Genomic DNA, 22,972 nt, shown 5'->3' with positions numbered 1-22,972 from the left:
ACGCTCGGCGCGACGAACAGGGCGCCCTGGGCCGCCGTCACGCCGATCAGCCCGACCAGCATCGTCGTGCGCCGGCCCGCCCGGTCGGCGAGGAACCCGCCGACGACCGGCCCGACCAGATGCCCCGCGCCCAGCGCCCCCAGTACCAGCGGCACCTGCCCGGCCGGGATTCCCTCGTCGGCCAGGTAGAAGACCAGGAACGGGATCACCATGAACCCGATCCGGTTGACGACGGTGCCGGTGAACAGCACCCAGAGCACCCGGGGAAGCCCGGCGAACTGTGCACGCAAGGAGGACATGCCGCAGATCCTGCGGGCTCCCGCCGCACCCCTCCAATGATTAAGCTGGGGCCGAATCCTGGGGGTGGAATGCGGGCTGAACTGGCCTTCTCGGCGAACGACCTGGCACAGACCAGGTTCGCGGTGTCCCCGCTGTGGGAGGTCGTGACGAGCTTCCGCGCCCTGCACGCCGGGTCGCTGAACCCCGCCTACCGGCGCTGGGCCGACCAGGTCGCGCCGCGCCTGCTCGCCGGCGGGCTGCACCGGGGGCTGCTGGCCGCGCTGATCCCCCGGGGCACCCACGTGGCGGATCTGCTGACGCCGCTCCCCGCGACACCGTTCCCGAGCCTGGAGGAGGAGCTGGCGGCCGTCGCGGCGACCCCGCCCGCCGAGGTCAGACGGCAGATCGACGAGCTGGCCCGGTGGGAGGGCCCCGATCCGGCGCTGCACGCCCTGCACGACGACCCCGCGGCCGTACTCCCCCAGGTGGTCACCGAGCTGCGCGCCTACTGGGAGCTGGTGCTGGCCCCCTACTGGGCGCGGATCCGGCAGGTGCTGGAGGCCGATCTGTTCCAGCGGGCCCGGCAGGCCGCCGAGCACGGTGCCGCCGCCGTCCTGAACGATCTGCACGAGGGCGTGACCTGGGACGACGACACGCTGCTGCTGGTCAAACGCCAGTGCGGGCTGGCCCGGATCGACACGGGCCCCGGGCTGGTGCTGGTGCCGTCGGTGTTCGCCTGGCCCCGCGTCCTGACCTGGTCGGTGCCGCCGCACTCGCCACAGCTCTGCTATCCGGCGCGGGGCGCGGGAAACCTGTGGGAAAAGCCGAAGAGCGCCCCGGATGAGGCGCTCTCGGCTGTGCTCGGCAGATCTCGGGCCGTGCTGCTGTCGGAGCTGGAGACCCCGGCCTCCACCACCGAGCTGGCGGGGCGGACGGGGCTGTCGGCGGCCGCGGTCTCCCAGCATCTGACGGCGCTGCGCGACGCGGGCTTCGTCTCGGCCCACCGGGCCGGACGCTCCGTGCTCTACGCCCGGACGACCGTCTCCGACTCGCTGTTCGGCTAGATCAGTCGCTGTTCAGGATCGAGATCAGGCGGAGCAGTTCGAGGTAGATCAGGACCAGGGTGCTGGTGATGGCGAAGGCGCAGGCCCAGGAGTACTTCTCGGGCAGGCCGCCGGCGACGCCGCGCTCGATCATGTCGAAGTCGAGCAGCAGGAAGAAGCAGCCGGCGAGGATCATCACGACGCTGAAGACGATGCCGATCGGGCCGTTCTCACGGATCCCGATGCCGCCGTCGCTGAACAGGCCGATGACCATGTTCAGGATGATCAGGCCGAGCAGGCCGATCGAGGCCGCGACACCGAACCGGACCATCTTGGGGGTGACCCGGATCACCCGCAGCGAGTACACGGTGAGGACGCCCGCGAACGCGAGGATGGTCCCGACGACCGCCTGGAAGACGACCCCGTTGTACACGTTCTCGTAGGCGTGGCTGATGATGCCGACCGCGATCCCGTAGAACACGGCGTAACCGAGGGTCAGCGGGGCGCTGGCCTTGCCCGAGAAGCTCAGGTACAGGCCGATGCCGAAGCCGATCAGCGCCGCGACGATGCCGATGCCGATGGGCAGGTCGAGGAACCAGGCGACGGCGCCCGTCAGGACCAGCGTGCCGAGGGTCATGAACCCGCGGACGACCACGTCGTCCAGCGTCATCGTGCGCTCGGCCGGCGGCGCGTACGCCGGGGCGTTGTACATGTCCTGCAACTGCTGGGGGGAGGGCGCCTGTCCCTGCTGGGCATCCCTTCCGATACTGCGGAACACGGGGTTCCTGCTCTCCATGGCTGCCTCCATAGCAGTGTGATACCTGAACCGAATAGTAGACGTTCTACGCGGTGAGATCGTTCCCGGTCAGCGTAGGACCGACTCGGTCTCGTACAGGCCGATCCGGCCGTTCTCGCACGCCAGGGCCGTGGTCGCCAGATGGAGCAGCCAGACGCGGGATCGTCCCAGGTCTGCGTCGGTCCAGGTGCGCTGGAGGTTGCCGGTCCAGGCGCGCAGGGTGCGGGCGTAGTCCTCGCGGCGGGCGGTGACGGAGCGGACCTCGAACCCGGCGGAGTCCAGGGTCTCGATCAGGGAGCCCAGGGTGGCGAGTTCCTCGTCGGGGAAGACGTAGTCGCTGGTGAACGAGCGGCGGACGGCGACCTGCCGGTAGACGAGCTGCCGTGCGACGAGGCGTCCGCCGGGCTTGAGCAGGGTCGCGAGCCGCGCCGACAGCCGTGGGACGGGCTCGGAACCGGCCGTCGCCAAGATCAGGTCGTAGGGTCCGCCGGACGGCTCCGGCACCAGCTTCACGCCGTCGGCCGCCGGGCCGGTGAACCGGGTGACGCCCGTCACCTCGGCGGGGACGGCGGCCAGCCGGGCGGCGAGCTCACCCCAGCCCGCGCTGAGATCGAGGACCCGCGCGCCCGGCGCGAGCCCCAGCCGGGCGATCAGATCGGCGCGGTCGGCCTCCTGCGCCTCGGCGAGATCCGCCGCGCCCTCCCACAGCCCGCACGAGAACGACCGCGACGGGCCGAGCATCCGCAGGAAGAACTCCTCGGAAGTCCCCTCGGGCAGGCCAGGGCCTTCGGCGTGCTCCTCGGGCGGGGCCTTCGGTTCGGGGCCGACGGCGCCGAGCGTCACGGCCGTCCGGACGATCTCCCGTTTGTCCTCGCTGGTCAGCACGATCGGCTCGTCGCCGTGGCGGAGGATCTGCTGGAGCGCGGCCAGCGCGGCGACCACGTCGCCCTCGATGTCGAGCTCGCCCGCCACATAGGCGCGGACCAATCCGACCTCGCCCGGCTTCCACAGCAGCCTGCGCAACGCGCGCCGATCCTTGATCACGAAGACGGGCGCCCCGTCGGGGCCGATCGCGCTCCCGTCCCACGCCCGCACCCTGACCGGCGGCTCAGGGCCAAGGATCCGGGTCAGAAGAGGGCCTAGACGTGCGGCGACACCAGCGTCTGACATGTCAACGGATCCTATCCGGCAGCCGGATGCGGACATCCGCCGAAAATCTTCGATGTTCTGCGAACCATCGGCGACCTTCACGCATCCCAGTCTGCGTAAGGGGCTCCGGCGGGGGCCGGAGACGGGGAAGGGGTGCAGGGCCAGACGGGGGCGTTCAGCGGAGCGATCCGCTGGGCCCGGCCCTGCCCCACTCCCGGCCCCATTCCCTCCCAAGACGCGTTCTCAGAGCCCCGCGAGGGTCTTCGCCCTGGTCCAGAGCTCGTCGTACATCGCGGGGGTCACCCGCCCGGTGTAGGTGTTGTGCGGGCTCGGGTGGAAGCAGCCGATCAGGGTCATCCCGTCGACGGTGAGTTCGACACCATGGCCGAACTTCGGGCGCGGCCTCGGGATAGGCACCCCCAGCGCCGGCCAGAGAGCGTTCCAGGCGAAAGCGCCCAGCGTGACGATCACTTTGGGCTGGACGAACCCCAGTTCCCGGCTCAGCCACGGCAGGCAGGTGTCCCGTTCGGCCGGGGTCGGCTTGTTCTCCGGCGGGGCGCAGCGCACCGTCGCGACCATCCGCGCGCCGATCAGCCGCTGCCCGTCGCCCGCCCGGACACTGTCGGCCTTCGCGGCCAGCCCCACCCGGTGCAGCGACCCGAACAGGAAGTCCGCCGACGGGTCCCCGGTGAAGATCCGGCCCGTCCGGTTGCCGCCGTTGGCCGCAGGGGCCAGTCCGACGATCAGCAGCGCCGGATCGGGATCACCCCACCCGGGGATCGGCCGCCCCCAGTACTGCTCGTGCTCGAACGACCTGCGCCGCTCGACCGCGACCTTCTCCCGCCACTCCACCAGCCGCGGGCAGGCCCGGCACACCGACTCCCGCGCACACAGCTCGTGCAGATCGGGCGCCCCGGCGGCCAGTTCGACCACCTGTGACGCCCCGTGCGCCACCGGGGTCGAAGGCAGCGCCGGATCGTCCGGCCACCCCGTCCCCGGCGGTACGAAGGGCCGGTTCAGACCAGGCTCCAGGCGATGCCGTCGAGGATGTCGTGTTCGGAGACGACGACCGCGCCGAACCCGTACTCGCGCATGATCCGGTCGAGGATCAGCGCGCCCGCGCCGATCACGTCGACCCGTCCCGGGTGCATGACGCCGAGCGCCGCGCGCTCGGAGTGCGTCATGTGCAGCAGCTTCCGGGTGATCTCGTGGACCTGGACGGCCGTGATCCGCGACAGATGGATCCGGTCGGGCTGGTAGGTCTCCAGCCCGAGACTGATCGCGGCGACCGTGGTGACGGAGCCGGCCAGCCCGACGAGGGTGCGGGCCTCGTCGATCGGGACGGTCTCCTTCGCGGTGCGCAGCGCGGCGTCGATGTCGGCGACGGCGTTGGAGATCTGCTCGGGCGACGGCGGGTTGGCGCCCGCGAAGTGCCGTTCGGTCATCCGGACGCAGCCGATGTCCATGGAGCGGGCCGCGTCGACGGTCGAGGCGCCCACCACGAACTCGGTCGATCCGCCGCCGATGTCGACGACCAGGTAGGGGCGGGCGGGCCGCAGCGCCACCAGGTCCTTGGTCGCGCCCGTGAAGGAGAGCTGCGCCTCCTCCTCACCGGAGACGACCTCGGGCTTCACCCCGAAGATGTCGTTGACCCCGGTGACGAAGTCGCCGCGGTTACGGGCGTCGCGCGTCGCCGAAGTCGCCACGACCCGGACCTTCTCGGCGCCGTGCCGCTTGATGAGCTCGGCGTATCCGCGCATCTCCGTGAAGGTGCGTTCGAGCGCGGCCGGGGACAGCTCCCCGGTCTGGTCCACCCCTTCGCCGAGCCGGACGATCCGCATCTCGCGTTCCACGTCCGTCAGTTCGTCCCCGACGATGTCGGCGATCAGCAGCCGGACCGAGTTCGTCCCACAGTCGATCGCAGCAACCCGCGTCATATGCACCTGCTTCTTCAGACCCGTCGCTGTGACAGCAAGCTGACAGGTGTTCTGTCATACCGGGACGGTTGGGTGGTGCGGAACACGCCCGCTCGACACCACGCCTCTGGACCATGCCTCTGGACCCACGCCTGAGGACCACTATGCATCAGTGCAGCAGCCGTTGCGCCACCAATCTGGGAGTTCGTCCAGGGCCTCGCGGCCGAACGGGTTCGTCCCCGGAGCTGCCAGTTCATGGGCGACGAGGGCATGGAGGCACTTGACGCGCTCGGGCATCCCACCCGTCGTCTGCATGGCGTCCGGGAGGGGCTGCTTGCCCTCTTCGAGGGCGGCTTTGTCACGTCTGTCGCGATAGTCCTGGTGTGCCGCCTGGTACCGCGCCGCCAGTTCTGGATCTTCGGCAAGTCTTGCCTGCATCTCGCGCATCCGGCCGCGCTCCTCGAGCGTGCCGATCGCCGACGACGCCTTGGGGCAGGTCAGGTAGTAGAGCGTGGGAAACGGCGAACCGTCCGGTAGGTACGGCGACGTCTCGACCACATCCGGCAAGCCGCAGGGGCAGCGGTGGGCGATCGCGCGGACCGAGCGCGGCTCCCGGCCGAGCTGCGCGGCGACCGCCTTCAGGTCCTGCTCTGTTGGCTTTTCACTGGGCATCCGCGGCCTCCACCGACTTCCAGAGGGTCTGATACCAGGGCGGCGACTTCGGCTGGGCGGGCTTGGCCTGCCCAGCCGCCTCGACCGGGTCGCCCAGGACGATGTAGCAGTGCTCGCCGATGTCGCAGAAGTGCAGCCGGTCCTTGGCCTCGCGCTTGATGTAGGCGGGGTCGCCCAGCCGGGCCTTCTCGTCGGTGAGGTTCTTGACGTCGCGCTGCGCGAGCGCTTCCTTCTTCTGGAGCTGGCGGATCTCGTTGCGCTGGGCGACGTACTCCCGGACGGGGTAGGCCAGGCTCAGCGCTATCGCGCACATGACCACGGCGAGGATCGCGGCGCGCGTCGTCAGATGGGAGCGGCCCCCCGCGCTGTCGGCGCGGGGGGCTTCTCCGTCGTGCTCGGGAGTGATCATCACTCGTGCCGCTGTCAGCCGTTCCAGCGGTAGCGCGGGAAGGCCGAGGCGCCGGCGTAGCGGGCGGCGTCGTCCAGGATCTCCTCGATGCGCAGGAGCTGGTTGTACTTGGCGACCCGGTCGGAGCGGGCGGGCGCGCCGGTCTTGATCTGGCCGCAGTTGGTGGCGACGGCCAGGTCGGCGATGGTGACGTCCTCGGTCTCGCCGGACCGGTGGCTCATCATGCACTTGAAGCCGTTGGTCTGGGCGAGGGTGACGGCGTCGAGGGTCTCGGTCAGCGAGCCGATCTGGTTGACCTTGACCAGCAGCGCGTTGGCGGTGCCCGTCTCGACGCCGCGGGCCAGGCGCTCGGGGTTGGTGACGAAAAGGTCGTCGCCGACGAGCTGGACCTTGGCGCCGATGGTGTCGGTGAGGGCCTTCCAGCCGTCCCAGTCGTTCTCGTCGAGGGGGTCCTCGATGGAGACGAGCGGGTAGTTGGCGACGAGGTCGGCGTAGTAGGCGGCCATCTCCTCGGCCGACTTCTTGACACCCTCGAAGGTGTAGGCGCCGGCCGAGTGGAATTCGGTCGCGGCGACGTCGAGGGCGAGGGCGACGTCGCGGCCGGGGGTGTAGCCGGCCTTCTCGATCGCGACCAGGATCAGGTCGAGGGCGTCGCGGTTGGAGGGCAGGGACGGGGCGAAGCCGCCCTCGTCGCCCAGGCCCGTGCTCAGGCCCTTCTCCTTCAGGACGGACTTGAGCGCGTGGTAGACCTCGGCGCCGGTGCGGACGGCCTCGGTGAAGCTGGCCGCGCCGATCGGCGCGATCATGAACTCCTGGACGTCGACGTTGGAGTCGGCGTGGGCGCCGCCGTTGAGGATGTTCATCATCGGCACGGGCAGGACGTGGGCGTTCGGGCCGCCGACGTACTGGTAGAGCGGCAGTTCGGCCGACTTGGCGGCGGCGTGGGCCACGGCCAGGCTGACGCCCAGGATGGCGTTGGCGCCCAGCTCGGCCTTGTTCGGGGTGCCGTCCAGGTCGATCATCTTCTGGTCGATGATCCGCTGGTCGGTGGCGTCGTAGCCGACGATCTCCTTGCCGATGACGGCGTTGACGGCCTCGACGGCCTTCAGCACGCCCTTGCCCAGGTAGCGGGCGCCGCCGTCGCGGAGCTCGACGGCCTCGAACTGCCCGGTGGAAGCGCCGGACGGCACCGCGGCACGCCCTTCGCTGCCGTCTTCGAGCAGGATCTCGACCTCGACGGTCGGGTTGCCGCGGGAGTCGAGGATCTCCCGGGCGTGTACGGCCTCGATGGACGACACTGGCGCGCTCCTTAACCAAGCTCGTTCAAGCAAGCTCATCACGGGGGTTACCTCCCGAGCCTACCGAAGCCCTGGTCGGGCCCGGCGCGGGCACGCCGTTACGGAACCGTAGCCACCTTTCCTACCGATCAAGTTGACTTAGTAGGGAGACTTTTGCTCTACTTTTCACATCAAATCAGTCGAAATTATCGACACGCTCTTCCGGTGAGAGGGAACGATGTTGCTCAGCAGGAGAAAGGCCCTCGCGGCCGCTGCCGTACTGGTGCTCGGGCTGCCGGCGCTGTCCGCCTGCGGCGACGACTCCTCCGACGGCAAGTCCGGCGGGAAGACCACGGTGAACCTCGGGTTCTTCCCGAACATCACCCACGCCACCGCCCTGGTCGGCCTCGAGAAGGGCATCTTTGCGGAGAAGCTCGGCGCCGACGTCAAGATCGAGCCGAAGAGCTTCAACGCCGGCCCCGCCGCGATCGAGGCGCTGTTCGCCAACGGCCTCGACGCCACCTTCATCGGCCCGAACCCGGCGATCAACGCCTGGGCGAAGTCCAAGGGCCAGGCCATCAAGATCGTCGCGGGTGCGGCCTCCGGCGGCGTCTCCTTCGTCGTCAACCCGGCCAAGATCAAGGGCCTGGACGACCTCAAGGGCAAGAAGATCGCCACCCCGCAGCTCGGCAACACCCAGGACGTGGCGCTCCGCTACTACCTGAAGGAGAAGGGCCTCGTCGCCAACAAGGACGGCACCGGCGACGTCAAGATCCTCCCGCAGGAGAACTCCCAGACGATCGACACCTTCAAGTCGGGCGACATCGACGGCGCCTGGGTCCCCGAGCCCTTCGCCTCGCGCCTGATCCTCGAGAGCGGCGGCAAGAAGCTCATCGACGAGAAGGACCTCTGGCCGGACAAGAAGTTCGTCATCACCCACCTGATCGTCCGCGCCGAGTTCTACAAGCAGCACCCGGACATCGTGAAGAAGCTCGTCGAGGGCGTCGTCGCCTCCAACGACTTCATCAACACCAACCAGGCCGAGGCCAAGACCCTCGCCAACGCCTTCATCGAGAAGCTCACCACGAAGCCGCTGAAGCCGGAGATCCTCGACTCCGCCTTCAAGGAGATCGAGTTCACCAACGACCCGATCGCCGGCTCGCTGCTGGTCGGCGCCAAGCACGCCGAGGAGGTCGGGCTGCTCGAGCCGGTCGACCTCAACGGGATCTACGACCTGTCCAACCTGAACGAGACCCTCAAGGCGGCCGGAAAGCCGGAGGTCAAGACTTCATGAACAAGGCCCTAGAGGCCCCCGTCAGCCGGTCCGCCAACGCGGTCCGGCTTTCGGGCGTCTCCAAAGCGTTCGGTTCCGGGGCGACCGCGCTGCTCGCCCTCGACAACGTGTCCCTCGACGTCCGGCCCGGCGAGTTCGTCTGCCTGCTCGGCGCGTCCGGCTGCGGCAAATCGACCCTCCTCAACCTGGTCGCCGACCTCGACAAGGCGTCGGCCGGCCAGATCGACACGGGCGGCTCCCGCGTCGCGCTGATGTTCCAGGAGCCCGCCCTGTTCCCGTGGCTGACCGTCACCGGCAATCTGGAGCTGGCGCTCAGCCAGCGCGGAGTGCCGCGCGGCGAACGCAAGCAGCGGGCGTCGGAGCTGCTGGCCTCGGTGCATCTGTCCGGGTTCGAGAAGAAGCGCCCGCACCAGCTCTCCGGCGGGATGCGGCAGCGCGTCGCGCTGGCCCGCGCGCTCGCCCTCACCGAAGCGCAGGACGACCGCGGCACCGTCCTGCTGATGGACGAGCCGTTCGGCGCGCTCGACGCCATGACCCGCGACCTGCTCCACGACGAGCTGGAGCGGATCTGGCGGGAACGCGAACTGACCATCCTGTTCGTCACGCACAACGTCCGCGAGGCCGTCCGGCTCGGCGACCGGGTCGTCCTGCTGTCCAGCCGGCCGGGCCGGGTCATCGAGGAGTTCCCCGTGGAGATGCAGCGGCCGCGCCGTATCGACTCCACCGAGGTCGCCCGGCTCGCCGCGACCATCACCGACAAGCTCAAGGAGGAGGTCAGCCGCCATGGATCTTGACCTCAACGCCACCACGGCCATCCGGGCCCAGGCAGAGAACGCGTCGCTCAAGATCGAACGGCAGCTCGCCGGCCTGGACGCCCTCGAACTGACCGCCGGGGTCAAGAAGAACCCCCTCGTCCGGATCTGGTCGGCGCTGTGGCCCATCGCCTCCGCGATCCTGATCGCGCTCGCCGCCTGGCAGCTCGTCGTGCTCAGCGGCTGGCGGCCCACCTACGTGCTCCCCGGCCCCGGCGACGTGCTGCCGGTGTTCTGGGAGACCGTGACGACGGGCGAGTTCTGGAGCGCCGTGGCGCTGACCATGAAGCGCGCGGCGATCGGCTTCTCGCTGGCGGTGCTGGTCGGCGGGGTGGTCGGCGCGGTCGTGTCGCAGTCGTGGATTCTGCGCCGTGCGTTCGGCTCGCTGATCACCGGCCTGCAGACCATGCCGTCGATCGCCTGGTTCCCCCTCGCCATCCTGCTGTTCAAGCTCAGCGAGAGCGCGATCCTGTTCGTGGTCGTGCTCGGCGCGGCGCCCTCGATCGCCAACGGGCTCATCGCCGGTGTGGACTACACGCCGCCGATCCTGCTGCGCGCCGGCAAGGTGATGGGGCTGCGCGGCTTCGCCCGCTACCGGCACCTGGTGATCCCGGCGTCACTGCCGTCGTTCGTGGCCGGGCTCAAGCAGGGCTGGGCGTTCGCCTGGCGCAGCCTGATGGCGGGCGAGCTGCTGGTCATCATCGGCAAGCAGTCCGTCGGCACGCTGCTGTCCTTCACCCGCGAGGTCAGCGACACCGCCGGAATGATCTCGGTGATGATCGTCATCCTGATCATCGGTATCTTCGTCGACCAGCTCTTCGGGGTCGTCGACCGTGCCATCAGGACCCGCTGGGGTCTCGACACGTCCACCAACTGAACAGGCGCCACCGTACGGGACGTCTCCCCGTACGGCGGACGCCTCCCAAAACCCAACTAAAACAGTCGAATTACTCGGGGAGACTGTGAACATCACCGCCCGCGTCGACTACGCGCTACGAGCCCTGCTCGCGCTGGCCGTCGCCGAGCCGTCCGCCCTCACGGCCCAAGCACTAGCGGAGCGCCACGATCTCCCGTTGACCTTCCTCCAGTCGATCCTGGGGGAACTGCGCCGCGCCCGCCTCGTGCACAACCAGCGGCTGCCCACGCCCGGCTACCGCCTGACCCGCCCCGCCGACTCCATCTCCGTCGGCGAGATCATCCGCGCCCTCGACGGCGACCCCACGACCGCACGCGACCTCCCGGAGTCCACGGACCCCGCCGACATCGTGGTCACCCTCCACAAACTCTGGAAGGCCGCCGACACCGCCCTGCTCGGCGTCATCGACACCGTCACCCTCGCCGACCTGCGCGACGGCCGCCTCCCCGCCTGACGCCGGGAGCGCGGCCCGCGCTCCCGGTCAGTTGGTTCCGAACGGCCCGTTCCCGTTGCCGGGGCCGTGATCGTCGCCGTGGTCGTCGCCGTCGTCGCCGTGCGCGGGGTCCTTGCCCTTGGAGACGGTGAGGACGATGACGAGTTCGGTGTCGCCCGGGTCGATGAGGGAGCCGGGGGCGGGGTCGGTGGCGGCGACCTCGCCGTCCTTGTACTTGTCGTCGTAGACGCGGGTCGGGTCGACGCGGTAGCCGATCTGCAGCGCGCGGAGCTTGGCGATGGCGTCCTCGACCTTGAGGCCGCGCAGATCGGGCAGCCTGACCTCGTCCTCGCCGGAACCCTTGCGGAAGAACTCCGTGGGCGGCCGGTGGAACGGGGTCGCCGGGACTCCGCTCAGCGCGTCGCGCATCGTCTCGGCCCAGATCGGGCCCGGGATCGACGCGCCGAACACGGTGCCGCCGCAGAAGTGCGGCAGGCAGATGTTCTGCATCTTGTGCAGCCAGCCGCCGCGCGGGTCGCCCACCCAGACGGCCGCCGCCAGATCAGGTGTGTAGCCCGCGAACCAGGCCGCCGCGAAGTCGTCGACGGTGCCGGTCTTGCCGGCGACGGGCCGTCCCAGCTTGGGGTAGATCTGCGCGCCGGTGCCCTGGGTGAGCACCCCCCGCAGGACGTGCGAGACGGCGTCGGCGGCGCCCTCGTCCATCACCTGCTCGCAGCCCGCCTTCGGCACCGGGATCGACTTGCCGTCCGCCCGGACGATGCTCTTGATCGCGATCGGCTCGCAGTACTTGCCGCGCGCCCCGAACGCCGCGTAGGCGGCCGCCACCCGCAGCGGCGACACCTCGTTGGCGCCGAGCGTGAACGAAGCGCCCTCCACCAGCGGTTTCCCGCTGGCCTTAGTGCGGATGCCGAGCTTCTTGGCCATCTTCATGGTCTCGCAGAGCCCGACCCGCTTCTCCAGCTTCAGGAAGAACGTGTTGACCGAGTGCCAGCTCCCGGTGAGGAGGCTGAAGCTGCGGCCGCCCTCGCCGTCCGCCGAGTTCTTGAGGACGGCGCCGGGGTCGTCAGCCGACTTGCCCGAGCAGGTGCGGAAGCCGATCGGGGTGAACCCGCCCGGCGCGACGATCCGCTCGCCGATCGGGATGCCGTCCTCGAACGCCGCGGCCAGCGTGAACGCCTTGAAGGTGGAGCCCGCGGGCATCCCGATGCTGGTGCCGTGGTCGGCGTCGGCCGCGAAGTTGATCCAGGTCTTGCCGCGTTCGCGGTCGTCGCCGAGCTTGCGGTCGACGTCCATCCCGAGGATCTCGCCGGTGCCCGGCCTGATCAGCACCTCGGCGGCGGCCTTGCCCTCGGAGTTCTTCTCCGGGACGTGCCTGCGCAGCGCCTTCGCGGCGGCGTTCTGGGTCCTCCAGTCGAGGGTGGTGCGGATGGTCAGGCCGGTCCGCCAGAGCATCCTGTCCCGCTCCTGCGGGGTCTTGCCGAAGATCGGGTTGGTGAGGATCTCGCGCTGGACGTAGTCGCAGAAGAACGCGGCCTTCGACGTGGTACAGCCGTTCGGCTCCTTCTGCACGTCCAGGACCAGCCGCTTCGCCTTCTCCTTCACCGCGACGTCCGGGGTGATCATGCCGAGTTCAGCCATCCGGTCCAGGACGATGTTCCGCCGGTTCAGGGCGCCCTCGCCGTTCCTGGTCGGGTTGTACAGGTTGCCGTTCTTGAGGACGCCCGCGAGGGTCGCGGCCTGGCCGAGCGTCAGCTTCTTGGCCGTTCTGTCGAAGAAGTGCTGGGCGGCGGCCTCGATGCCGTAGGCGCCGTCGCCGTAGTAGGCGACGTTCAGATACCCCTGGAGGATCTCGTCCTTGGTCAGCCGCCGCTCCATCGCGATCGCGTAGCGCAGTTCGCGGAGTTTGCGGCCCTTGGTGACCTCGGTGGCCTCCTCCTTGGCGGCCTCGCTCTCGGCGTTCATGTACAGCAGGTTCTTCACATACTGCTGGGTGATGCCGGAGCCGCCCTGGGTGGGCTCCTCTGAGTTGTTCAGGTTCGCCATCAGGGCGCGCAGCGTGCCCTTGGCGTCGAGGGCGCCGTGCTCGTAGAAGCGGGAGTCCTCGATCGCCAGGACGGCCTGCTTGACCGTGCCGGCCACGTCCTTGAGCTTCACGTCCACGCGGTTCTGCTGGTAGAACGTCGCGATCTCGGAGCCGTCCGCGGCGAGGATCTTCGAACGCTGGGGGGTGCTGAGGTCGCCGATGTCGAGCGGCTCGGACATCAGCCAGTCGGAGGAGTCCCGGACGCTCACTCCGGCCGTCCCGACGATCGGCACCGCGAGCAGTCCCACGAGCACTCCGGCGAGCCCGCTGTACCCCACCAGGCGCCGAATCAATCCGGCTTTTTCGACGCCCCCGTCCGTTTCCATGCGGGCAACCATAGACCGGACAGTTGTCACATAACTAGACGGGGATCTCCCGTCTCGCGGGCCGGACATAACGGGGTCATCCCCCTGGCGAGCGCTCCCATGCCTGCACTTCGGCCCGGAACCGGTCAGACCAGGCCCTCAGATCGGCCTCAACCGCGTCCGCCGCCGCTTTTCTCTCTTCATAACCTTCGAACAATTCCGGCGGCACCCCGGCCTTTCGCGCCTTCCGCACCAGATGCTCGGCGAGCAACGGCGCCGGCTGGCTGTCGGGAACCCCGCCGAGCAGCGGACGGTCGCCCTTCTCCGCCTTCTTGATGGCGTCCCAGTTGGCGACGACCTCGTCCGCGCCGTCCACCTCCAGGCCCGCGAACACGTGCGGGTGGCGGCGGATCAGCTTCTCGACGATCCCGGCGGCGACGTCGTCGATGGTGAAGCCGTCCTCCCGCTCGGACGCGACGACCGCGTGGAACGCCACCTGCATCAGGACGTCGCCGAGCTCCTCGCGGAGCGCGTCGTAGTCGTCCTGGGCGACCGCGTCGGCCGTCTCGTAGGTCTCCTCGACCAGATACGGGATCAAGGTCTCGTGGGTCTGCTTGCGGTCCCACGGGCAGTCCGTGCGGAGCTTGGCCATGACCGCGACGACGTCCAGGAGGCGGGCGCCGGGCAGATCGTAGGAGCCGTGCAGGATCTCCACGTCGACGGGGTCGTCGACGACCAGCTCGCCGATCCGGTTGACGAAGTCGGAGTCGCCGTCGGGGGCCGTCAGCCACAGGACGTCGCCGGTGCGGGCGGCCGCCACCACGGGACGGGCGTCCGGCTCGACCACCTCCACCTCGACCCCCGCGTCCCGCAGGTAGGGCAGCTGCGGATGGTCGGCGGTGGCGGTGAGCACCCGCGTCTCGTGCAGCCTGCGCCAGGCCGGCCAGGTCAGCAGGCCGGGGGCGACGCGGTGGGTGGTGGCGAGCAGGACCAAACTCATGAAGTACCGGTCTCCGGACGTGAGAGCTTCGTGACGGGCGGGGCCAGCATCCCATCCTTGTACTCGCCGTACCGCGGGTTGATCACGATGCCGAGCGCGTCCGACGCCTTCTTCAGCGGCGGCCCGACCTTCTGCTGGGCCTCCTCCTGGGTGGTCGCCCCGACGGCCAGCTCATCGTTGATCGTGATCATCCGGGCGAAGTCGCGGGCGTAGGTCGGCGGCACCCCGTAGGCGAGGGCGAAGGTGTCGAACACCTTCTCCCCTCCCCCGCGCGACACCTGGGCGATCACACTGTCGATCTCCGCGGGGGTGATCTGGAGGTGGTTGTCGGCCGCCGCGCGGTCCGCGATCCGGATCGAGATCAGCCGGGACAGCACGCTCCGGTCGATCGAGTCGTCGGCGGCGAGCTGGAGCTGCTGCGCCGGCAGCGGGGTCTCCTTGTAGGCCGCCTGCCACTCCGCCACGGCGTCGTTCAGGGTCGCGTCACTGATCCGCCCGTCGCTGAGGGTGGCCGCGGCCCCCATTCGGACCGGTCCTCCACAAGCCGTCAGGGCCAGTGCGCCCGCCACCACGGCAACTGTAATCTTGATCACCCGACACACCCTAGCGACTGCCCCGCCTTCTACTGAAGGGCGAGTCCGGTCACTTGGCGATGGGCTCCAGGAAGAGGGCGTCGACGACGTCGGTGGCCCAGCGGAGCATGTCGCCGTCGCGGAGCGGGCGGCCGCCGATGGCGCTGGTCTTCGGGGTGGGGATCAGCAGATGGCCGGCCTTCATCAGGGACTTGGGGTAGAGGCGCTGGAGCCGGATCTGCCGGGATTCGGGAAGAAGGTCGCCTTCGGTGTTGGCGGCGGCGAACCGGACATAATTCCCCTGGAGCACGACCTCGGTGAGACCGGCCTTGCGGGCCTTGGCGCGGAAGCGCGCCACCTCCAGCAGGTTGAGGACGGCGATCGGGAGCGGGCCGAAACGGTCCTTGAGCTCCGCGACGACCTCCGGGATCTCCTCCGGCGAGGTGATGCTCGCGATCCGGCGGTAGGCCTCCAGCCGGAGCCGCTCACCCGGGACGTACTCGTGCGGGATATGGGCGTCGATGGGGAGTTCGACCTTGGTGTCGGGCGCGGGCTGCTCCCCGGAACCGGTGTCCTTCAGCTCCCGGACGGCCTCACCGACCATCCGGACGTACAGATCGAACCCGACGCCCGCCACATGACCGGACTGCTCGGCGCCCAGGATGTTGCCCGCGCCACGGATCTCCAGGTCCTTCATCGCGACGAACATGCCCGCGCCGATCTCGGTGTGCTGGGCGATCGTCGCCAGCCGCTCGTGCGCGGTCTCGGTCAGCGGGGTCTCCGGCGGGTACAGGAAGTAGGCGTAGGCGCGTTCCCTGCCCCGGCCGACCCGGCCGCGGAGCTGGTGGAGCTGCGACAGGCCATACATGTCGGCCCGGTCGACGATCAGGGTGTTGGCGTTCGGGATGTCCAGGCCCGACTCCACGATCGTGGTCGCGACCAGGACGTCGTAGTTCTTCTCCCAGAAGTCGACCATGACCGCTTCGAGCTGCTGCTCGTTCATCTGGCCGTGCGCCGTCGCCACCCGGGCCTCGGGGACGAGCTCCTTGAGCATCGCGGCGACCTTGTTGATGGACTTCACCCGGTTGTGGACGAAGAACACCTGGCCCTCGCGCAGCAGCTCACGGCGGATCGCGGCGGCGATCTGCTTCTCGTCATAGGGGCCGACGAAGGTCAGGACGGGGTGGCGCTCCTCCGGCGGCGTCAGGATCGTCGACATCTCGCGGATGCCCGTCAGACCCATCTCCAGGGTGCGCGGGATCGGGGTCGCCGACATCGCCAGGACGTCCACCTGGGTGCGGAGCCGCTTCAGCTCCTCCTTGTGCTCGACACCGAACCGCTGCTCCTCGTCGATGATGCACAGACCCAGGTTCTTGAACCTGATCGACGGGCTGAGCAGCCGGTGCGTGCCGACGACCAGATCGACGGAGCCGTCGGCCAGACCCTCCAGGGTCTGCTTGATCTCGCCCTCGGTCTGGAAGCGGGAGATCGGCTTCACCACGACCGGGAAGTTGGAGAACCGCTCGCTGAACGTGCTGAGGTGCTGCTGGACCAGCAGGGTCGTGGGGACGAGGACGGCCACCTGCTTGCCGTCCTGGATCGCCTTGAACGCGGCACGGACCGCGATCTCGGTCTTGCCGTAGCCGACGTCGCCGCAGATGAGGCGGTCCATCGGGATCGGCTTCTCCATGTCGCCCTTGACCTCGTCGATCGCGGCGAGCTGGTCGGGGGTCTCGTTGTAGGGGAAGGCGTCCTCGAGCTCACGCTGCCAGACCGTGTCCGGCGCGAAGGCGTGCCCTGGGCTCGCCATCCGGGCGCTGTACAGGCGGATCAGCTCGCCCGCGATCTGCTTGACGGCCTTCTTGGCGCGCGACTTGGCCTTCTGCCAGTCGGCGCCGCCCAGCCGGTGCAGGCTCGGGGACTCGCCGCCGACATAGCGGGTGAGCTCCTCGAGCTGGTCGGTGGGGACGAACAGGCGGTCGCCCTTCGCGTACTCCAGGATCAGGTACTCGCGGGTCGCGCCCTGGACCGTCCGGGAGATCATCTCGACGTAGCGGCCCACGCCGTGCTGCTCGTGGACGACATAGTCGCCGACACTGAGCTGGAGCGGGTCGATGCCGCCGCGGCGGCGGGACGGCATCCGGCGCATGTCCTTCGTGGAGGACTTCTGGCCGGACAGGTCGGTCTCGGTGAGGACGACGAGCTTCACGGCGTCCCAGAGGAAGCCGTGGTCGAGCCGGCCCGTCGTCGCCAGGACCGAACCGTCGATGTCCTGGCGGGCGGCGGGGATCCCGGCCTCCGTCAGGACCTCGACATAGCGGGCGGCGGGGCCCTGGCCCTCACTGACCAGGATGATCTTCCATGCCTCGTCGTGCCAGCGCCGGATATCGGCGACGATCTTCTCCCGGTCGCCGCGGTACGCCTCCGCCGCGTGGGCGGACAGCACGACGTCGTCGTCGGAGGCGTTGAGGGGGCTGGTCTGCCACCACGGCAGATCGATCTCACGGGCCCTGTCGTGGACGTCCTCAAGGGTGCGGTAGGCGGCGTCACCCAGATCGATGGGGGCCTCACCGCCCGCGGCGGCGTTCACCCACGACGCCTCCAGGAACTCCTGGCTGGTCGAGACCAGCTCGACGGCCCGCGACCTGATCCGCTCCGGATCGCACACCAGGACCCGGCTGCCCTTCGGCAGCAGGTCGATGAGGAGCTCCATATGGTCGGCGAGCGCCGGAGAGAACGCCTCCATGCCCTCGACGGCCTGGCCTTCGGCCAGCTTGTCGAGGATCTCGGCGAGCGACGGGTGGAGCGCGGCGAGCGCCCTGGCCCGCTCCCTGACCTCGGGGGTCAGCAGCAGCTCCCGGCAGGGCGGCGCCCACAGGCCGTCCTGGGCGACTTCGAGGGAGCGCTGGTCGGCGGCCTTGAAGTAGCGGATCTCCTCGACCTGGTCGCCCCAGAACTCGACGCGCAGCGGATGCTGCTCGCCCGCGGGGAAGACGTCGAGGATGCCGCCGCGGACCGCGATCTCGCCGCGCTTCTCCACCAGATCCACCCGGACATAACCGGCTTCGACGAGCTGGGTGACGACGTCGTCGAGCTCCACCTCGTCGCCCTGACGCAGCCGCACCGGCTCCAGATCGCCCAACCCGGACACGATCGGCTGGAGCACCGCCCGGACGGGCGTGACGACGACCTTCAGCGGGCCGGACGCCGCGTCGCCCGGCTCGGGGTGGGTGAGCCTTCTGAGGACGGCGAGGCGCTGGCCGACGGTGTCGCTGCGCGGCGACAGCTTCTCGTGCGGGAGCGTCTCCCAGCTCGGGAAATGGGCGACGGACGCCGGGTCGAGGAGGCTGCCGAGAGCCGCCGCCAGGTCCTCGGCCTCACGGCCCGTCGCGGTGATCGCGAGGACGGTCGCGCCGTCGATGGCGGTACGGGCGAGGACACCCGCGACGACGGGGCGGAGCGACGGCGGGCCCACCAGGGTCGTCTCGCCCTGGTCGAGGGCGCGCTTCAACGCCGGATCGGTGAGAGCGATGTCCAGAATGCCGGAGAGCGTCATCGTCAGCCTTGCCCCTGCGTCATGAAGGGCTGCCGCGCGCAGCCCGAAGACCCCGGATTTCGACGGTCCGGGGTGGTGATTTGACCAGCCTACGCGGCCAAGGAGACACAAATGCAGGACACCCCGCACTCACAGGGCTACGCTGCGGAACCATGACCGAGCTGTCTGTGAGAAACCGCACGGTCCTGGACGGGGACTTGTTCGCCACCAGAGTCCTGCTCCACGCCCAGGACAAAGGACTGGCCAAGATCGCCATCCTGGAGGCGGGCTGCGGCCGCGGCCCCGGCCTGGCACTTCCCGACACGCTCGCCCGGCACGTCACGGGCGTCGACCTCGACACGCCGTCGCTGCGCGCCCACACCGTCGACCGCACCGACCTCGACGGCTACCACCTGGGCGACCTCCGCAACGCGCCCCTCCCGCCGCGCACCTACGACGTCGTCCACGCCGACTCCCTCATCGAACGCATCCCCCACACCGAACTGGTCCTCGACCGGATGATCGCCGCCCTGAAGCCCGGCGGCCTGCTCCTCCTGCGTTTCACGGACCGCGACAGCGCCCAGGGCCTCCTCGCCCGTTTCCTCCCCCGCTGGTTCCGCGCCCTCCTCGGCGACCCGGTCCACTCCACCCCTCCCCCCGTCTTCGAACCCATCACCTCCCTTTCCGGCATCCGCACCTGGTGCCTCCTCCGCGGCCTCGTCATCGCCGAAGCCCACGCCCTCCACCCCCACCGCCGCACCCCCACCTCAACCCTCTCCTCCCTCCTGTCCACCCTCACCGCCGGCCGCCGCCCCTCCCCCCACTCCACCCTCCTCCTGGTAATCCGCAAACCCGAAAGCCGCCTAGCCCGAATCCTCTAACCCCTCCCCCTCCCCCCTCCCCTCGGCCAGCCCACAGCAAAGCCATCCCACCTCAGCGCAAACGCCCCAACCCCAATCAGCAGAAAAGCCACCACCCCGAACTCCTCCGCCAGGGACGCCCCTAGATCGCGCCGAACCGCGACAAGCAGACGGTCCCAGCCCTCCCAAACGGGCCACACGACACAGCTCGACACCATCATGAAACGTCGCACTGCGGCTCAACTCCAGAGACCGCCGCGACTCACCCACACAACCGTCACACCGTGCGGGCACCTCACCAGCCAGGGCCGGTCCTTGATCGCATCGAACTGCGGCGAGTCGACGGTTTCAGCACTCTCAAACGGGCCACATGGCACAGCTCGACACGATCATGAAGCGTCGCACCGCGGCTCAGCTCCAGAGACCACCCGGACCGCCCGCTGACCGCCACACCACACGGGCACCTCATCTGCCAGGGCCGGTCCTTGATCGTGTCGAACTGCGGCAAGTGGACGGTTTCAGCACCACAAAACAGGCGACACGCCGCAGCTCGACACGATCATGAAACCGTCACGCTGTCGCCTCTGGCCAGACGAGCCGAGAGTCGTTCCCGCCGCTACTCGGCACGATCACGCAGCCGCAGCGCAACCCAACGCAACAAGACCGCACAGGCGCATCCATATGACGCGCCGCCACGCAGGCGCGCTCAGCCGGGACGGCCCTTGATCGCGTCGAACTGCGGCGGGGTGACGGTTTCAGCACTCTCAAACGGGCCATATGGCACAGCTCGACACGATCATGAAGCGTCGGACTGCGGCTCAGCTCCAGAGACCGCCGAGACTCACCCATACAACCGTCACACAGTGCGGGCACCTCACCTGCCAGGGACGGTCCTTGATCGCGTCGAACTGCGGCAAGTGGACGGTTTCAGCACTGCCAAACGGGCGACACGCCGCAGCTCGAGGCGATCATGAAACCGTCGCGGTGCCGCCTCTGGTCGGATGAGTCGAGAGTCGTTTCTGCCGCAGGTCGGCGCGATCTCGTAGCCGCAGCGCAACCCAACGCAACAAGACCGCACAGGCGCATCCATATGACGCGCCGCCACGCAGGCGCGCTCAGCCGGGACGGCCCTTGATCGTGTCGAACTGCGGCGGGGTGACGGTTTCAGCACTCCCAAACGGGCGACACGCCGCAGGTCGACGCGATCATGAGGCGTCGCGCCGCGGGCCGAGGCAGGAGCGCGGCGCGGGCCGAGGCAGGAGCGCGGCGCGGGCCGAGGCAGGAGGTCGTGCAAGACCCGCTTCCATGACCGGCGTGTCATGTGGGTGCCTGTGTGGCTAGGAGGGTCCTTGATCGTGTCGAACTGCGGCGTGTCGACGGTTTCGACGGGGCCAAATGGGCCGCATGGTGCAGCTCGACACGATCATGGACGGGCGGTGCGGGTTGTGGGGTTCGGGGTGGGGGACTTGCGGGTGGGGGTTGTTAGGCGGCTTGTTGGTGGGTGGGGCGGGAGAGGGCCTTGGTTATGCGGGTGATGACGGTGGTGGGGTGGCGGTAGAGCTGTTCTTTGGTGATGCGGATTACTTGCCAGCCGAGGGTGGTGAGGGCTTCGTCGCGGTGGATGTCGTGGAGGTATTGGGCGCGGTCCTGCTGGTGGTGGGTGCCTTCGTATTCGATGGCGACTTTTGCGTGGGGGTAGGAGAGGTCGGGGCGGGCGAGGATGAGCCAGGGCATTTTCGGGTCGCGGACGGGTTCGTTGACGGCGGGGGCTGGGAGGCCTGCTTCGAGTAGCAGGAGGCGTAGGTGGGTTTCGGGGGGTGAGTCCGCGAGAGGGGAAAGGAGGGGGAGCGCCAGGCGGGCGCGGGCTACGCCGCGTAGGCCCGTGGAGCGGAAGAGGAACGCGGCGAGGGCGGGTTCGGTCGTCAGGGCGTGTCTGAGTAGTTGATCGCCGGCGACGATCAGGTCGCGTTGCGGGAGGCGGGCCGCTAGTTCGAGGAACAGGCGTTCGGGGCCGACTACCGGCCAGCCGTGGTGCGAGGTTCGCTGGTCGGCGGGCACGTCGAACTGGTGGACCTCCAGGCCGCGCCATCGCGGCACCGTGTCCGCCGCCTTCGGGATCGCGACGTGCACCGCCCGATCCCGTTCCGGAACCGGAATCCCGTAGATGCGGGCGGCCGTCACGCAGCTGAACACCGCCCCGTCGCCGACGGCGAGCAGCGCCGCGGCCAACCGCGTCTCCAGCAGCCCCTCCTGCCCCGCCGCGACGTACACGTCATGGTGCAGCCGTCTGAACCGCCGCCCCCGCAACCGCCGCCGACTCACTCCGGCGAGCACGGCGTCCTTCCCGAGAAACGGCCCTTCCAGAAAACGCTGGGGAATCTCACGTCCGAAGTTCACACCCCGTCCCTGCACCCAACCAAGATCACCTATTCCCCCACCCCCGACACCGCTACAGAACCGTGACCCCCTTCCGGGACAAGTCCGGGTAACCAGGTCACGGCCCGGGCGCGAACATGGCGGGCTGGTCAGGCGGTTGCGCGGAAGGTGGTGTAGCGCTCTTCTAGGGCGGTGCGGCTTGGGCGGTCGATGCGGTGGCGGGGCAGGGTGAGGAGGGTGCCCTGCATTTCCTGGAGGCCGTGGCGGAGCATCGGGCCGTCGACTTCGGCGAGGATGTCGGTGCGGACTTCCACCCGGTAGTCGGGGCTGATGCCGAGAATGTTCTGGTCGTAGGCCGCGTGATGGATTTTGCAGAGGGCCAGGCCGTTGCTGACCGAGGGGACGCCTTCGGGGTGGGCGTCCGGGAGAATGTGGGCCGCGTCGAGCAGGGACGCGTGGCGCAGACGGCACATCGCGCAGGTCGTTTCGTAGGCCTGGATGACGCGCTGCCGGAAAACCGGCTGGTGCAGGCGCTGACGGGTGGTGCGCTCCAGATAAGCGCGCTGCAGCGGCGGGAGATCGGCCATTCCGCCGAGCATCTGCTGGGATTCGTCGAGCGCGACCACGCATTGGAGCTGGTCGGGTTCGTCGGCGACGATCCAGACGGGATAGCGCGGCAGATAGAGGCCGGGGGCCACACCGTAGAACCAGATCAGCGGTAGTTGCAGCTGGCAGGCTCGACGGAGCGAAACGTTGTCCCATTGCTGGGGATTCGTCCCCTGGTATTTGTAGCGGAGCAGACCGTCAGGCCCCGGGACGTCCTCGTAGGGCGCCCGCCGGTTCTCCGGAGTGAAGGTGGTGACGATGGACAGCGCCGCCGCCATGTTCGCGGGTTTGCGGATACCGCGGTTGTAGTCGAGAAGCGCGATGCGCTGGCCGTCGAAATGGAAGTTCATCAGTTCGTCGCGGCTGATGGTCGGACGTTCCGGGGGACAGCGCTCGTCGAGCCAGGCCATCGCCGAAGCGCGCAGACGTGCACTGAATTCGGCCTCGACAATACTCGTCACCTTTGTGTTCTACCGGAATGGGGCCGGCGCCACCAGACCTCACACCTGCCAGAGAATCCCGGCCCTGCTCGGTGCGATCAGGTCAGGGACTGGAGGAGGTAGAGGCAGGAGAGGGCTAGGGCTAGGGAGCCTAGGAGGGTGGGGAGGAGGGGGGTGG

At 69.2% G+C, this 22,972-nt stretch carries 20 protein-coding genes; 6 read left to right on the top strand and 14 right to left on the bottom strand.

What is annotated here, in order from left to right; translation table 11 throughout:
- On the bottom strand, positions 1–299 hold a 299-nt coding region (locus ACYVE7_RS09540), incomplete at its 3' end, for an MFS transporter (RefSeq protein WP_460364228.1).
- A 69-nt stretch (positions 300–368) separates the two neighbouring features.
- Here ACYVE7_RS09540 and ACYVE7_RS09535 point away from each other — a divergent pair.
- Positions 369–1,343 (top strand): ArsR/SmtB family transcription factor, encoded by a 975-nt coding sequence (locus ACYVE7_RS09535; RefSeq protein ID WP_460364227.1) that lies wholly within the window; start codon positions 369–371, stop codon positions 1,341–1,343.
- Position 1,344: 1 nt separating this feature from the next.
- On the opposite strand, the gene ACYVE7_RS09530 is transcribed toward ACYVE7_RS09535, so the two are convergent.
- The 7 genes from ACYVE7_RS09530 to eno form a co-directional block, all read right to left on the bottom strand.
- Positions 1,345–2,118, bottom strand: a complete 774-nt coding sequence (locus ACYVE7_RS09530) for a Bax inhibitor-1/YccA family protein (RefSeq protein WP_460364226.1) — start codon at positions 2,116–2,118, stop codon at positions 1,345–1,347.
- Between the two features lie 69 nt (positions 2,119–2,187).
- On the bottom strand, positions 2,188–3,288 hold the full coding sequence (locus tag ACYVE7_RS09525) for a class I SAM-dependent methyltransferase (RefSeq protein ID WP_460364225.1): 1,101 nt from the start codon (positions 3,286–3,288) through the stop codon (positions 2,188–2,190).
- 222 nt (positions 3,289–3,510) lie between these two features.
- On the bottom strand, positions 3,511–4,200 hold the full coding sequence (locus ACYVE7_RS09520; protein ID WP_460364224.1) for a uracil-DNA glycosylase: 690 nt from the start codon (positions 4,198–4,200) through the stop codon (positions 3,511–3,513).
- An 83-nt stretch (positions 4,201–4,283) separates the two neighbouring features.
- Positions 4,284–5,204: a Ppx/GppA phosphatase family protein gene (locus ACYVE7_RS09515; protein ID WP_460364223.1), complete on the bottom strand. Its 921-nt coding sequence runs from the start codon at positions 5,202–5,204 to the stop codon at positions 4,284–4,286.
- A gap of 141 nt (positions 5,205–5,345) precedes the next feature.
- Complete coding sequence (locus ACYVE7_RS09510; RefSeq protein WP_460364222.1) at positions 5,346–5,855, bottom strand: DUF501 domain-containing protein; 510 nt, start codon at positions 5,853–5,855, stop codon at positions 5,346–5,348.
- Complete coding sequence (locus ACYVE7_RS09505; RefSeq protein ID WP_460364221.1) at positions 5,845–6,264, bottom strand: septum formation initiator family protein; 420 nt, start codon at positions 6,262–6,264, stop codon at positions 5,845–5,847. The genes ACYVE7_RS09510 and ACYVE7_RS09505 overlap by 11 nt, the downstream gene beginning before the upstream one ends.
- A 14-nt stretch (positions 6,265–6,278) precedes the next feature.
- Complete coding sequence (gene eno, locus ACYVE7_RS09500; protein WP_460364220.1) at positions 6,279–7,562, bottom strand: phosphopyruvate hydratase; 1,284 nt, start codon at positions 7,560–7,562, stop codon at positions 6,279–6,281.
- Positions 7,563–7,779: 217 nt separating this feature from the next.
- On the opposite strand from eno, the gene ACYVE7_RS09495 reads away from it, so the two are divergent.
- The 4 genes from ACYVE7_RS09495 to ACYVE7_RS09480 all read left to right on the top strand — a co-directional run bounded on the left by ACYVE7_RS09495 (position 7,780) and on the right by ACYVE7_RS09480 (position 11,017).
- The gene (locus ACYVE7_RS09495) at positions 7,780–8,835 is read left to right on the top strand and encodes an ABC transporter substrate-binding protein (RefSeq protein WP_460364219.1); all 1,056 of its coding nucleotides are present in this window, start codon (positions 7,780–7,782) and stop codon (positions 8,833–8,835) included.
- Positions 8,832–9,629, top strand: a complete 798-nt coding sequence (locus tag ACYVE7_RS09490) for an ABC transporter ATP-binding protein (protein WP_460364218.1) — start codon at positions 8,832–8,834, stop codon at positions 9,627–9,629. The genes ACYVE7_RS09495 and ACYVE7_RS09490 overlap by 4 nt, the downstream gene beginning before the upstream one ends.
- Complete coding sequence (locus ACYVE7_RS09485; RefSeq protein WP_460364217.1) at positions 9,619–10,524, top strand: ABC transporter permease; 906 nt, start codon at positions 9,619–9,621, stop codon at positions 10,522–10,524. Before ACYVE7_RS09490 ends, ACYVE7_RS09485 begins: the two co-directional genes overlap by 11 nt.
- An 85-nt stretch (positions 10,525–10,609) precedes the next feature.
- Entirely contained in the window at positions 10,610–11,017 is a 408-nt protein-coding gene (locus ACYVE7_RS09480) for an Rrf2 family transcriptional regulator (protein WP_460364216.1), read from the top strand.
- A gap of 27 nt (positions 11,018–11,044) precedes the next feature.
- On the opposite strand, the gene ACYVE7_RS09475 is transcribed toward ACYVE7_RS09480, so the two are convergent.
- The 4 genes from ACYVE7_RS09475 to mfd form a co-directional block, all read right to left on the bottom strand.
- Positions 11,045–13,426 (bottom strand): transglycosylase domain-containing protein, encoded by a 2,382-nt coding sequence (locus ACYVE7_RS09475; protein ID WP_460364215.1) that lies wholly within the window; start codon positions 13,424–13,426, stop codon positions 11,045–11,047.
- 76 nt (positions 13,427–13,502) lie between these two features.
- On the bottom strand, positions 13,503–14,405 hold the full coding sequence (locus ACYVE7_RS09470) for a nucleoside triphosphate pyrophosphohydrolase (protein ID WP_460364214.1): 903 nt from the start codon (positions 14,403–14,405) through the stop codon (positions 13,503–13,505).
- Complete coding sequence (locus tag ACYVE7_RS09465; RefSeq protein ID WP_460364213.1) at positions 14,402–14,998, bottom strand: SurA N-terminal domain-containing protein; 597 nt, start codon at positions 14,996–14,998, stop codon at positions 14,402–14,404. Before ACYVE7_RS09465 ends, ACYVE7_RS09470 begins: the two co-directional genes overlap by 4 nt.
- Before the next feature lie 49 nt (positions 14,999–15,047).
- Positions 15,048–18,533 (bottom strand): transcription-repair coupling factor, encoded by a 3,486-nt coding sequence (mfd, locus tag ACYVE7_RS09460; protein ID WP_460364212.1) that lies wholly within the window; start codon positions 18,531–18,533, stop codon positions 15,048–15,050.
- 152 nt (positions 18,534–18,685) lie between these two features.
- Here mfd and ACYVE7_RS09455 point away from each other — a divergent pair, with 152 nt between their 5' ends.
- Positions 18,686–19,393, top strand: a complete 708-nt coding sequence (locus ACYVE7_RS09455) for a class I SAM-dependent methyltransferase (RefSeq protein ID WP_460364211.1) — start codon at positions 18,686–18,688, stop codon at positions 19,391–19,393.
- A gap of 1,461 nt (positions 19,394–20,854) precedes the next feature.
- On the opposite strand, the gene ACYVE7_RS09450 is transcribed toward ACYVE7_RS09455, so the two are convergent.
- A complete protein-coding gene (locus tag ACYVE7_RS09450; RefSeq protein ID WP_460364210.1) occupies positions 20,855–21,769 on the bottom strand; it encodes an endonuclease domain-containing protein in 915 nt (304 codons plus the stop codon).
- A 128-nt stretch (positions 21,770–21,897) separates the two neighbouring features.
- The gene (locus ACYVE7_RS09445; RefSeq protein ID WP_460364209.1) at positions 21,898–22,764 is read right to left on the bottom strand and encodes an HNH endonuclease; all 867 of its coding nucleotides are present in this window, start codon (positions 22,762–22,764) and stop codon (positions 21,898–21,900) included.
- Between the last annotated feature and the right edge of the window lie 208 nt (positions 22,765–22,972).

The sequence above is a fragment of the Actinocorallia lasiicapitis genome, from assembly GCF_054778695.1.
Note: the sequence above shows the minus strand (reverse complement) of the source record. Positions and strands in the feature narration are given on the sequence as shown.